This window comes from Vibrio splendidus, from assembly GCF_024347615.1.
Taxonomy (GTDB): domain Bacteria; phylum Pseudomonadota; class Gammaproteobacteria; order Enterobacterales; family Vibrionaceae; genus Vibrio; species Vibrio splendidus.
In genome coordinates this window covers 82,662-95,549 of record NZ_AP025508.1, presented here as the reverse complement: position 1 = coordinate 95,549, position 12,888 = coordinate 82,662, and the positions used below count along the sequence as shown (strand labels likewise).

The window sequence follows — 12,888 nt, the reverse complement described above, 5'->3', positions numbered from 1 at the left end:
ACAAAAGTGGATTGACAACTTAGGCAATTCATTGCTGAATGGTGCTCGCTTATGTTTCATATTGGTGCACAGACAAGCAGTTGCACCAACAAGGTGCATTAGAAGATCATTTTGGTGCAAAAACCAAAGTTAACGAAACAAGAAAACAAGTAAATCATTGAAATTAATGGAATAATTTTTTTGGCACGTTTTTGGCTATAGATAAATCAGCATCGATTAATGCACTTATAGACATTAATCAATGCTAGTTTCAACCGAATCGAGCTAATACCGAATTAATAACACTGGAGGTTATCCAAGATGTCAGTAGAAAATGTACTATCCCTGATCCAAGAGAACGAAGTTAAATTTATCGACTTACGTTTTACTGATACAAAAGGTAAAGAGCAGCACATCTCTATTCCTTCTCACCAAGTTGATGCAGACTTCTTCGAAGAAGGTAAAATGTTTGACGGCTCTTCAGTAGCTGGTTGGAAAGGCATTAACGAATCTGACATGGTAATGATGCCAGACGCAGCTTCAGCTGTACTGGACCCATTCACAGAAGATGCAACGCTAAACATCCGTTGTGACATCCTTGAGCCTGCAACAATGCAAGGCTACGACCGTGACCCACGCTCTATCGCTAAGCGTTCTGAAGAATACCTACGTTCTACGGGTATCGCAGACACAGTTCTAGTTGGTCCAGAGCCAGAATTTTTCCTATTCGATGACGTTAAGTTCTCAAACGACATGTCTGGTTCTTTCTTCAAGATTGATGATGTAGAAGCAGCTTGGAACACAGGTTCTGACATCGAAGGCGGTAACAAAGGTCACCGTCCTGGCGTTAAAGGCGGTTACTTCCCAGTAGCTCCTGTAGATTCATCTCAAGACATCCGTTCAGCAATGTGTCTAGTAATGGAAGAGATGGGCCTAGTAGTTGAAGCTCACCACCACGAAGTAGCAACTGCGGGTCAAAACGAAATCGCAACTCGCTTCAACACGCTAACAACAAAAGCGGATGAGACTCAAATCTACAAGTACGTTGTACACAACGTTGCTCACGCATTTGGTAAAACAGCGACATTCATGCCTAAGCCACTAGTTGGTGACAACGGTTCTGGTATGCACGTTCACCAATCTCTAGCAAAAGACGGCGTTAACCTGTTTGCTGGTGATAAGTACGGCGGCCTATCTGAAATGGCGCTTTACTACATCGGTGGTGTAATCAAGCACGCTCGTGCAATCAACGCATTTGCTAACCCGTCAACTAACTCGTACAAGCGTCTTGTACCTGGTTTTGAAGCTCCGGTAATGCTTGCTTACTCAGCACGTAACCGTTCTGCTTCTATCCGTATCCCAGTAGTACCAAGCCCGAAAGCACGTCGTATCGAGCTACGTTTTGGTGACCCAGCAGCGAACCCATACCTATGTTACTCAGCAATGCTGATGGCTGGCCTTGACGGTATCAAGAACAAGATCCACCCAGGCGAAGCTATGGATAAAGATCTATACGACCTTCCAGCAGAAGAAGCGGCTGAAATCCCAACCGTTGCTGAATCTCTAGAAGTAGCGCTTAAAGCACTAGACGACGATCGTGAGTTCCTAACAGCTGGCGGCGTATTCTCTGACGATTTCATTGATTCTTACATCACACTGAAATCTGACGACGTACAACGCGTGAACATGGCAACACACCCACTTGAGTTTGAACTGTACTACTCAGTTTAATCTCCTGTAGAGATAAGCCATTTCTTACTGCAACCTTGTAAGAATCGCTGACTAAATATTAGGCTCGCCTCGCAGGCGGGCCTTTTTTATATACTCCCTCTCCCAGCTTCCTCGTACCATATTCGATACCAATCGTAGTAAATAACTGCTCACCCTAGCTTGTTAAAACACTCGATAACGTCGTTAGAATTTTTGATTGTAGAATAACTACTTATCGAAAAATCCTGTCTCGTTCTCAAGCCTTTTTCCTGCGCTATTTGTGAACATCAACTTACTGTGATTGGTATTAAACAAAAGCCCTCAGAGGCTGCTGCTATAAATACAATAAAATCAATAACAAAACCAACGCCAAACGTGAAATCACCTAGTGGTGAAAAGAGGCTAAAGATATGAAAAATATACTGTTCCTGATCGGGTTAACAGTCGCGCTCTCGTGCTCTGCTCAAACGGTGTATACCTGGGTGGATGAGGATGGTGTTCTCCACTTTAGTGATACCCCTACCGACCAAGATGCCAAATCTCTTCACCTACCGGATGTGCAAGCATCAGCGCCGGCTCCTAAATTTGAAGCCTCGACTCCCGTTGATGCTGCAGCTTCATCTACAACTAAAACAGCAACGCCAGCTCAGGCTCAAGAGAAAACAGAAAGCACGAAACGTGAGGCGCCAGCTCAACTAGCCCTCACCATGCTGACTCCCGTTCATGACCAAACTATCCGTAGCAACCGCGGCTTAATCCCTGTTCAAATAGAACTTAGCCGCAAACTTGGTATTGGAGAACAGTTGCAATTGATGCTCGATGGTCGTCGCTACGGCGCCCCACAAACCCAACCGAATTGGGAACTGAAAGGTATCGATCGAGGTACTCACACCATTGCAATTCAAGCACATAGAAGCGGCAAGCTTATTGCATCTACTAGTCCAGTCACCGTGTATTTACATCGAGCGACGCTCAAGTAGGCCAATGTGTTAAAAGAGACTGAATTACCTCTACTTTTCACCTAATCGAAGCAGCTTTCAGCGACTCTAATGAATTATCTTTAGCTTCTGGTTGATATGCGCCATACTTGAACTTAGCTACGCACCAATTTGGTGCAGTGAGAAAAACACCAGTTCAAGGACGAAATAGTGAATCGATCAGCCAAAAGCGACAGCATAGATACACATCATCTTTCCAGCGCCATTCTCGACAATATGGTGACCTCAACATTGATGCTCGATGAGCAACTGTATGTCCGATACGCCAACCCGGCGGCTGAACAACTCTTTTCACAAAGCGCGCGACGCATCGTCGATCATCCACTGAGCCAACTTATTCAACACGCCTCACTGGATTTGGCGCTTCTGACGCAACCGCTACAGAGTGGCCAGAGCATTACCGACAGTGACGTTACCTTCGTTGTTGATAACCGCCCACTGATGCTTGAAGTCACGGTTAGCCCAATCTCTTGGCAACGAGAAACACTGTTATTGGTTGAGATGCGCAAGATAGACCAGCAAAGACGCCTCAGCCAAGAGCTCAACCAACACGCACAACAACAAGCAGCTAAGCTGTTGGTGCGCGGGTTAGCACATGAGATTAAGAACCCACTCGGTGGCTTAAGAGGTGCGGCGCAGTTACTTGGGAAAATGCTTCCTGATCAGTCTCTTAATGAATATACACAGATCATTATTGAGCAAGCCGACCGCCTAAGAGCGTTAGTCGATCGCCTGCTTGGTCCTCAAAAACCGGGGACCAAGTCAGAAGAGAACCTACACCAGATACTTGAGAAAGTCAGGCAGCTCGTAGAACTCGAGTCGGGTTCAACGCTCGCCATCGAACGAGATTACGACCCGAGCTTACCGGACATTCTGATGGATTCAGCACAAGTTGAACAAGCGATGCTCAATATCGTGAGCAACGCGGCGCAGATTTTAAAGGCCCAAGAATCAGGGAGAATCACCATTCGCACCAGAACGGTGCATCAAGCCAATATTCATGGGCAGCGACACAAACTCGCAGCGCGCATTGAGATCAGCGATAACGGCCCCGGCATCCCCGATGATTTAAAAGACACGCTGTTTTACCCGATGGTCAGCGGACGAGAGGGTGGCACAGGGCTGGGACTATCGATTTCTCAAAACCTGATCGATCAGCACAATGGAAAAATTGATGTTGAGAGCTGGCCGGGTAACACCACATTCACGATTTACCTACCCATTTAGGTCAACAGAACCTCGCGATTGGACAGCGAGACGAAAGGCTTAACTCGGTAACACAAAGATTAAAGACATCATAAAAACAACAATGATTATCACAATAGATTTGGCTGCAAAGGAATTGAATTATGAGTAAGGGATACGTTTGGGTCGTTGATGACGACAGTTCTATACGCTGGGTCGTAGAGAAAACACTTTCATCTGCGGATATAAAGTGCGAAACATTTGCTGATGCTGAGAGCGTATTGCTTGCTCTTGAGCGCGAGACACCAGACGTTTTGGTGTCCGACATTCGCATGCCTGGCATTGACGGGATTGAGCTGTTACACCAAGTTCACCAGCGCTCTCCCGACCTGCCAGTGATCATTATGACCGCGCACTCAGACCTCGATGCAGCGGTGAACGCTTATCAAAAAGGGGCTTTTGAGTATCTGCCTAAGCCGTTTGATATTGATGAGACACTGACTCTAGTAGAGCGAGCCATCGCACACAGCCAAGAGCAAAAACGAGAACAAGCCAGCGAAGTAGCCGAAGAGACCAACGCACCAGAAATCATCGGTGAAGCACCGGCAATGCAGGAAGTTTTCCGAGCTATTGGCCGTTTGTCTCGTTCATCCATTTCGGTTCTTATTAATGGTGAATCGGGGACTGGTAAAGAATTAGTCGCGCACGCGCTGCATCGTCACAGCCCAAGAGCTAAAAAGCCATTCATTGCGTTAAACATGGCGGCAATCCCTAAAGACTTGATCGAATCAGAGCTGTTTGGCCACGAGAAAGGCGCCTTTACTGGCGCTAACAGTGTTCGCCAAGGACGATTCGAACAAGCCAACGGCGGTACTCTGTTTCTTGATGAAATAGGCGATATGCCACTCGATATTCAGACTCGACTACTGCGCGTGCTTTCTGATGGCCAATTTTATCGCGTCGGTGGGCATTCTGCGGTTAAAGTTGATGTTCGTATCGTTGCAGCAACCCACCAAGATCTTGAGCGCTTGGTGCATGACGGTGGTTTCCGTGAAGACCTTTTCCATCGACTGAACGTTATCCGAATCCATATTCCGGCACTGCGCGAACGTAAACAGGACATTGAAAAGCTGACTCACCACTTCCTAGCATCCGCCGCAGAAGAGCTTGGTGTAGAAGTGAAGACACTGCACTCTGAGACCATCATGAAGCTCAATCAGCTAAATTGGCCGGGTAACGTACGTCAGCTTGAGAACATCTGTCGTTGGCTCACAGTCATGGCGAGCGGCAGTGAAATACTCCCTTCAGACTTGCCTCCAGAACTGTTGGAAGAAAAAGTGGTAACGACCTCAGGGACTGGAGACAACTGGCAACAACTGCTCGCTAATTGGGCAAAGTGTGCGCTTGACTCAGGAGAAAAAGAGCTACTAACTTATGCGCTGCCAGAGTTTGAACGTATACTGCTAGAGGCTGCACTCAACCATACCAATGGTCATAAACAGGATGCAGCCAAGGTTTTAGGTTGGGGAAGAAACACTCTAACTCGTAAACTAAAAGAACTGTACTGACCTGATATGATTCTCGATGCAGCTACTTTTTTAACCAAAAAAGGGTCGCTTGGTTTGAATAGTGTCGGTACAATTAAGGTATGCCATTCACTAAGTTGTAGCTAAAGATGTCTTTGAAAACACAAATTACCTTGAGAACTGCTGTGGTTCTGCCATTCGTGATGATTTTTCTGTTCACTATGAGCGTAATGGTTTTCACTCAAAAGCAAAGCTACAAAGAGATGGTGAGTGATGTTAGTGCACGCCAACTAACATCACTTACCGACCATGTTCATCAAAGCCTGTCCAACTTTTTAGAAAAGCCATTTCACGCGAACCTCTCGCTCAGCCATAACATCGGCTACCACCACCTTTACCAAGCGGGAAATCTTAGCAAGGTCCAAGACTACATTCTTTATACGTTTTCAGACCATTTCACTGCTATACCTCAACTCGATGTGATCGGCTTTGGTTCTGAAGATGGTAACTATGTCGGTTTTCGTAAAGAAGCTAACAACGGCTATACCTTGATGGTACAAGACGAGCGTACTAACGATCAGCTGGTCATTTACCGTGGCAGCAAGATCAGCGAAGACATTCGATCGGTAATTTCAGGTTATGACCCGAGAGTCCGCCCTTGGTACACACCCGTTGCGACGCAAAAAAAGGCTGTATGGTCGCCAATTTATGCCAATGCAGATGAACGCCAAGAGATCACCTTATCTGCCCTCGCCCCTATCTATGATGACAACGAATTCAAAGCCGTCGTCGTTAGCGACATTAAGATCAATACCTTCAATGCGTTTCTCAAAGAACTCAAAGATAAAACGGATGCCTCTGTTTATATCATTGATAAGCAGCAACGCTTGGTCGCTCACTCGGGCGGAGGTAGCGTGGTCTCTTGGGGAACAGGGAAAACCAATAAGGGCCAACGCTTACTGGCATCAGAGAGTGCTAACCCGGTAATACGTGAAAGTGCGAGCTACGTAGACCAATTTCACCTAATCGATAATTTGGGCGTGCAGCGCTTTAGCTTTCGCCTAGACAACGAACGATACTTCAACCAGATCACCCCTTATGAAGATGAGCACGGCATCACTTGGTTTATTGGTATGTCGATCCCTGAAAGCAACCTACTCGGTGAATTACCTGAAAACCAAAGAAACAGTTGGTTGCTCGGGCTAGCGCTGAGTTGCATTGGTGTCATTGCTGGGTTAATTGCCTTTAATCGCGTAACCCAACCCATCACCTCAACAGCGGATGCGGCAAAGCGTCTTGCTAAAGGCGATTGGGACACGAGCATGCCAAAGACAGGGCATATCTATGAAACCAGCATGTTGGTGGAGTCATTCAATGAAATGGCCAACAACTTAAAGGCTTCCTTTCAAGCATTGCAGTCTCAGCTTACCTATGACTCATTAACCAAACTATACAGCCGCGAAGGCTTTATCGACGCTGCCAAGAAAAACCCTGCAAACGAAAAAGGCACACTTTATTTAGTGGGTATTGATCGCTTCCGAGACATCAATGACAGCCTTGGTCATTACAATGGTGACCAATTGCTTATCATTGCGGCCGCTCGTTTAAGAGGCACATTGCCATCCGAGTACCTATTAGCTCGCACTGGTGGTGATGAATTCGCCATTTACGCCCCGAACGTCATCCAAAGCGAGGAAGCTCAACTACTGACGAATCGCTTGCTTCAAACCTTTGCTTCCCCATTTTCAATGGAATCAGAAAGTGTCGTCATTAAGGTATCGATGGGCGTCGTCGGTGTATCTAACGTCCACGACATTGCGCTATTGCTGCGTAGTAGTAGCATTGCTTTGAGCAACGCAAAACAAGACAAAGCTAGTGTCAGCATTTACAGCCCTGAGATGGGTAAAGCATCAAGACATCGCACTAAGATGCTGGCGCGGATGAACCGAGCGATTGAACTTCAACAGTTCGAACCCTTCTATCAACCTATTATTGATCTAGAATCCGGATCGACCATTGGGGCTGAAGCTCTAGCACGCTGGATAGCCGATGAAGGCGTAATTTCACCACTTGAATTCATCCCTCTCGCTGAAGAGAGCGGGCTGATTTACGATATCGGCAAGCAAATTCTACATAAGTCGTGTCGCGATACTGCCATCGCGATTGAGTCAGGAAAATGGAGCAAGGACTTCTCTATTCACGTCAACCTGTCGGTCGATCAACTGAGTGAAAGTGGCTTTGTTGAACAAGTAAAAGGCACGCTACGTGACACCAAGCTACCAGCAAGCAACCTAACACTTGAGATCACTGAGTCACGCATCGTCGACAATGACCCAGCCATCATCGATAACATGCTGACGCTAAAAGCATTAGGCATCTCGATTGCAATTGATGACTTTGGTACCGGCTATTCGTCACTGGCTTATTTACACAAACTGCCATTTGATTGCTTAAAGATCGATCGTAGCTTCGTCAGCAAGCTCGAAAAAGAGAACCTAGACAGCTCGATCGTCGCGGCCATCGTTAACATCACCAAAGGTTTCAAAGTGAGCTTAGTGGCAGAAGGCGTTGAAAAACAGCAACAGGCAGAACTCCTCAAGCAACTAAAATGCCCACTGGCTCAAGGGTTCTTATACAGTCGTCCAGTTCCGTTTGATCAGTGGCCAACCGATCTCATCAATGTTCAAAAGAATACCAACGCTCAACCGAATAACGAAGCCAAACAAATGACCAAAAGTAAACAAAGCACCAAAAAGGGTGTCACCTAGTCAGGTAGAAAGTCTTCCGTTAGCAAGACACAGATACAAAAATGCCAGCATGATGCTGGCATTTTTTATGTTTTTATTCTCAATCGAACGATTAAATCACACGAGAGAACTGCTGTTGGCGAGCCTTAGCACGTAGGTATTTATCGAAACACATACAGATGTTACGAATCAGCAAACGGCCACGCAAAGTCACGCGGATTTCTTTGTCGTCGACTTCAACCAACTCATCGTTGATGAAGGTTTGCAGTAGCCCTAAATCTTCTTTGAAGTAACGATTAAAGTTAACCAAGAACTCAGATTCGATCATGGTTTTATCAAGCTTAAAGTTACAGATAAGCTGTTTGATCACTTCACGACGTAGAAGGTCATCACTGTCTAGAGCAACACCTTTCCAAAGCGCGTGGCGCAGGTCATTCACTTGAGCGTAGTACTTCTTCAGCTCTTTCTGGTTTTGAGCGTAAGCATCACCGACCATTGAGATAGCAGAAACACCGAAACCAATTAGGTCAGCTTCACCTTGGGTCGTGTAGCCTTGGAAGTTACGATGCAGAATACCTTCACGCTGTGCTACTGCAAGCTCGTCTTCAGGCAGAGCAAAGTGATCCATACCAATAAACTGGTAGCCCGCGCCCGTTAAAGTCTCAATGGTATCTTGGAGGATTGCCATTTTCTCTTTTGGTTCAGGTAAGTCTTCATCTTTAATCTTACGCTGCGCGGCAAACAGTTGCGGCATGTGTGCGTAGTTAAATACCGATAAACGACCCGGTTTCATTTCTAACACTTGCTTCAATGTTTCCGCGAACAAAGCTTGAGTCTGCTTTGGTAAGCCATAGATCAAATCAAGGTTGGTTGAACGGAAGCCTAGCTCTTTCGCACGTTTAACCATCGCAATGATGAACTCTTCATCTTGCTCACGGTTAACCAGTTTCTGCACTTCTTTATTGAAGTCTTGCACACCAATGCTCAGGCGGTTGAAGCCTTCGTTACGCAGGTGGTCAAGTACGTCTAGCTCAATCTCACGCGGGTCAACTTCAATACTGATTTCAGCGTCAGCTGTGAAGTTAAATTCCTCACGCAGAATCATCATCAAGCGAGTAATTTGTGTTTTGGTCAAGAACGTTGGCGTACCACCACCGAAGTGCAATTGCGTCACTTCACGGCCATTCAACAAAGAGGCGCGCTGGCGGATTTCATGTTCAATCACATCTAAGTACTCATCCGCTTTATGCGAGTGACGAGTAATGACTTTATTACAACCACAGTAGTAACAAAGCTTATGACAGAACGGGATATGCACGTAAAGAGAGAGTGGACGCTCAGGGTACTGAGTACACGCCATGTCGTAATCAGCGACGGTAAACGCTTCATGAAACTCCAACGCTGTTGGATATGAAGTGTAACGAGGTCCCGAATAGTTGTACTTGTTTAAGATCTCTTGATCCCAAACGATTTGCTGATTCGTTGTTACTGGCTTGCTCGACATAGCGGTAATTCCAATTTAGATCCGCGAGAACCTAAGGTCTCTCAAATCATTTTACATACATTAAAATATAGACGGGTTATTTTGCCACACGACCAGTAAGGTCGTTCCAAGACAAAATCAATTTTTCAGACAAAAACTCAGAACTGCTAGCTTGATCACTAACAAAGCGTCGGGATTAACGAGACGCAAAAGGTAAGAAGGCTCATTTAACATCGTCTATTAAAAGACAAGGCGACTTAAAAACAAGATGCATTTAGGACAAAAAGTCTTAAATGCATAGGTATTAAAAGCAGCGCGTCTTAAAACTGAATGTTAAACAAGCCTCTATATTTAAAAGTCTTAGTGACTAGATCATCTGAATGTTGATTTGGTTATTGAGAGGCTTAACCTTCTCCTGCAACCTTTTCAAATCTTCAATGACCGCATCATTCAAGCGAGTCTCCGCCTTATGGCGTGTGAGATTCTGCTGCATGCGCTCTTTCTTCGTCAGTTCCTGCCTTCCGTCTCCGCGAGCCATATCTTTTACGATATGGTACAGCTCAGAAAGAGCAGGATACTCAGAATCAAAATCGACACGCTCATCACCCTGAACGTTATCCATAATGATACACACTCGGATACTAATCTCAGGTAAGTCACACTGGCCTTGAATACCCGCTAAGCACAAAGTATTTACGTTTTCGTAAATCGTCGCGTTACGTTTTTCAATGGCAAGTGCTCGATGCTGCTTTTGCAACTCCGTCTGCTTCTTCACTTGAAGTAGAAGGTAACCTGCGTAAGAGCCCAAGCCGAGAATGATAATTCCACCAGCAATTGCTAATAAGGTTACGTTCATTGGCTATTAACCTTTAAAGCTGTCTAAGTCGAAATCTTCGAATTGAGATAGCAAGTCTTCGTCAGAGCTTGCTTTCTTCTTAGATGCAACCGGTGCTTCTTCGAAGATCTCTTCTTCATCGTCTTCTGGCTCTAGCAGACCTAAGCGGCCCATTAGGTGTTCGATACGATCAAGTTTCTCATCAACAAACTTCTGCAGACCAGCACCTAGGTTTTCACCATTTTCGATACGATCTAGCAATGTGTTCAATTGAGCATCATTCTCAAGCATCTCTAACTCTTGTTCGTTAGATAGCTTGCGCTCTTGTTTCGTCGACTTCTTCGCTGGTTCAACAATCAGCGGGATTTTTTTCTTGCTGCCTAAACGAGGGTCGCGAGCTAGTGCAGCTTTACGCTGTTTTGCTTCGCTACCATCTGAGTGACGGCTGCCCGACTTAAGGCCTTTACGCTTTTTAACACGCTTACGTTCACGACCTTCAACATCAGATTCACTACGGTTACGAGTAACCATAGGTTCCGGAGCGCCAAGTGCTCCCGGTTTTCTTGATTTCTTACTACGACCCATTACTGCACTTTCCTCAGTAAAATTACATCATTTCCAAAAAATTCTAGTTCGAGCTTATCCCGCTCTGCCAAAAACTGGAATGTTTGACGACTAAAGAAGACGACATGTGTCGGGTCATTCTTGTAGTGCCAACCAGCAAACGCGTCTACGTCTATTACTAGTTTAGTCATAAGACCAATCCAGCCCTTGGGTTTAACTAAATTCAACCATTGCTGCCACACTTTGTCTGGGTGATAAAGATGCTCTATCACCTCCGTGGCAGTCATAAAGTCATACGTTTTTTCCAACACAGAAGCTTCTGGGTGGTAATAGATATCGTACAACTCCATGGTGTGTCCGGCTTCTTCTAACATAATAGATAGCGTAGGGCCTGGGCCACAACCAAAATCCAACCCGTGTGAGTTAGATGAAATTTTGTCTGTTAGTGGATCCGCGATGCGAGATAGAAAACGGCGATAGCCTGCATCACTAGGATCGTTCTCATGGAGATCATAGTGTGCTTTCTCTTCTTTTGCTTCTAACCTTTGTTCAGGTTTAACAAATACCAGTTCACATTGCTGACATTGCAGATAGGCTCTGCGTTTGTCTTCAAAATAGTGATTCACGCCTTGGTGATGGCATAAGGGGCAAGTATACATAGCACATCCTTAAACAGGGATGCGAAACATACCAGAAACTGAGTTTATAGTGGAGAGGTATTGGGTGTTTTTTCATCAAATCAATAAAAAAAGCGATAGGAAAACCTATCGCTCTCTAAATCTGCCTATATCGGCCAAAATTTGCATACTCAACTTGGTACACAAATCTCCATTTGTTATTGGTGCTTTCCATGCCAAATTTGTTTGTTGTTCATCGTCCTGATGAGTTTTGGCTATCCTTTTCTAACACCTTGTTGCTGGGCTGTCCTAGCCTGATCCGTTTCTGTCTATACCGTTAGACTAGATGACCATCCGTATCTAAGTCAGCTCCTAGCTGATGGCCGTTACTTTACCGTGTTACAAAAAGACTACAAGAGTTCAAGCTCACACTTTTGTACACAAATCGATCACACATTGATAAATCAGACATCAGCAACAAACATATTAATAAAACCAATACAAAAGAAAACGCCCCGACCATTACTGATCGGGGCGTCTCTTCAATCTCGCTCGAGCGTACATTTCTTTACTCTGGCTAAGAGCAAGAAACCGACATATTAGTGTAAACCACCAACGTACTTCGATAAGGTATCAATATCTGCGTCTGTTAACTTTTTAGCTACATCACGCATCATCGCATTCATGTCGTTATTACGGCTACCATCGCGGAATTTCTCAAGTTGAGCCTTGATGTAATCTGCGTGCTGGCCTGAAATCTTAGGGAAACCAGAAAGTTCGGTACCGTTACCACGTGGACCGTGACAAGCAATACACGCCGTTACGCCGCGTTCTGCGTTACCCGCGGTGTAAAGAACCTTACCTTCATCTACTACGTTCTCAGGAGTAGAGTTACTAGAGATAGGTAGCGATGCGTAGTACGCCGCTAGGTCAGCCATATCTTCTTCAGATAAAGACATCGCCATTGCACCCATTACAGGTTCATTACGACCTTGCTTACCACCACTAGTCATACCGAGCTTAAGCTCTTTTAACTGCTTCTCTAGGTACTTCTCATGTTGACCAGCCAGCTTAGGGTACTGAGTGATCAGACTGTTGCCGTCAGCACCGTGGCAGGCAACACATGTTTGTGATTTGGCTTTACCAGCTTCAATACTACCTTGAGCCCATACTGAGCAGCTGGCTAAAAGACTCAAAATTAGCGCTAATTTCTTCATGACATTCCATTATAATTATCAAGCTTC

General features: G+C 45.4%; 10 protein-coding genes. 5 read left to right on the top strand and 5 right to left on the bottom strand.

The genetic code is table 11. The features are described 5' to 3' along the window. The first annotated feature begins 300 nt into the window (after positions 1-300). The 5 genes from glnA to gepA all read left to right on the top strand — a co-directional run bounded on the left by glnA (position 301) and on the right by gepA (position 8,166). Positions 301-1,710, top strand: coding sequence for a glutamate--ammonia ligase (gene glnA / locus OCU90_RS00420; protein WP_004735585.1), 1,410 nt, complete (start codon positions 301-303; stop codon positions 1,708-1,710). A 389-nt stretch (positions 1,711-2,099) separates the two neighbouring features. Next, the gene (locus OCU90_RS00415; RefSeq protein WP_061023663.1) at positions 2,100-2,669 is read left to right on the top strand and encodes a DUF4124 domain-containing protein; all 570 of its coding nucleotides are present in this window, start codon (positions 2,100-2,102) and stop codon (positions 2,667-2,669) included. A gap of 168 nt (positions 2,670-2,837) precedes the next feature. Next, positions 2,838-3,914 (top strand): nitrogen regulation protein NR(II), encoded by a 1,077-nt coding sequence (gene glnL / locus OCU90_RS00410; RefSeq protein ID WP_061023661.1) that lies wholly within the window; start codon positions 2,838-2,840, stop codon positions 3,912-3,914. 122 nt (positions 3,915-4,036) lie between these two features. Next, positions 4,037-5,440, top strand: a complete 1,404-nt coding sequence (gene glnG, locus OCU90_RS00405; protein ID WP_017081697.1) for a nitrogen regulation protein NR(I) — start codon at positions 4,037-4,039, stop codon at positions 5,438-5,440. A gap of 107 nt (positions 5,441-5,547) precedes the next feature. Continuing rightward, the gene (gepA, locus tag OCU90_RS00400) at positions 5,548-8,166 is read left to right on the top strand and encodes a phosphodiesterase GepA (RefSeq protein WP_061023659.1); all 2,619 of its coding nucleotides are present in this window, start codon (positions 5,548-5,550) and stop codon (positions 8,164-8,166) included. Positions 8,167-8,257: 91 nt separating this feature from the next. Here the strand turns inward: gepA and hemN are convergent, their stop codons facing one another. The 5 genes from hemN to OCU90_RS00375 form a co-directional block, all read right to left on the bottom strand. Then, entirely contained in the window at positions 8,258-9,649 is a 1,392-nt protein-coding gene (gene hemN, locus OCU90_RS00395; protein WP_061023658.1) for an oxygen-independent coproporphyrinogen III oxidase, read from the bottom strand. A gap of 346 nt (positions 9,650-9,995) precedes the next feature. Next, on the bottom strand, positions 9,996-10,484 hold the full coding sequence (locus OCU90_RS00390; protein WP_061023656.1) for a DUF2489 domain-containing protein: 489 nt from the start codon (positions 10,482-10,484) through the stop codon (positions 9,996-9,998). A 6-nt stretch (positions 10,485-10,490) separates the two neighbouring features. Further along, entirely contained in the window at positions 10,491-11,048 is a 558-nt protein-coding gene (gene yihI / locus OCU90_RS00385; RefSeq protein WP_004735577.1) for a Der GTPase-activating protein YihI, read from the bottom strand. Beyond that, complete coding sequence (locus OCU90_RS00380; protein ID WP_004735576.1) at positions 11,048-11,686, bottom strand: class I SAM-dependent methyltransferase; 639 nt, start codon at positions 11,684-11,686, stop codon at positions 11,048-11,050. The genes yihI and OCU90_RS00380 overlap by 1 nt, the downstream gene beginning before the upstream one ends. 557 nt (positions 11,687-12,243) lie before the next feature. Next, entirely contained in the window at positions 12,244-12,861 is a 618-nt protein-coding gene (locus OCU90_RS00375; RefSeq protein WP_004735574.1) for a c-type cytochrome, read from the bottom strand. Positions 12,862-12,888 lie beyond the last annotated feature (27 nt).

Coding starts and splice junctions, on each gene's coding strand:
- glnA (WP_004735585.1), top strand. CDS start 301: ATGTCAGTAGAAAATGTACTATCCCTGATCCAAGAGAACGAAGTTAAA.
- OCU90_RS00415 (WP_061023663.1), top strand. CDS start 2,100: ATGAAAAATATACTGTTCCTGATCGGGTTAACAGTCGCGCTCTCGTGC.
- glnG (WP_017081697.1), top strand. CDS start 4,037: ATGAGTAAGGGATACGTTTGGGTCGTTGATGACGACAGTTCTATACGC.
- gepA (WP_061023659.1), top strand. CDS start 5,548: ATGTCTTTGAAAACACAAATTACCTTGAGAACTGCTGTGGTTCTGCCA.
- hemN (WP_061023658.1), bottom strand. CDS start 9,649: ATGTCGAGCAAGCCAGTAACAACGAATCAGCAAATCGTTTGGGATCAA.
- OCU90_RS00390 (WP_061023656.1), bottom strand. CDS start 10,484: ATGAACGTAACCTTATTAGCAATTGCTGGTGGAATTATCATTCTCGGC.
- yihI (WP_004735577.1), bottom strand. CDS start 11,048: ATGGGTCGTAGTAAGAAATCAAGAAAACCGGGAGCACTTGGCGCTCCG.
- OCU90_RS00380 (WP_004735576.1), bottom strand. CDS start 11,686: ATGTATACTTGCCCCTTATGCCATCACCAAGGCGTGAATCACTATTTT.
- OCU90_RS00375 (WP_004735574.1), bottom strand. CDS start 12,861: ATGAAGAAATTAGCGCTAATTTTGAGTCTTTTAGCCAGCTGCTCAGTA.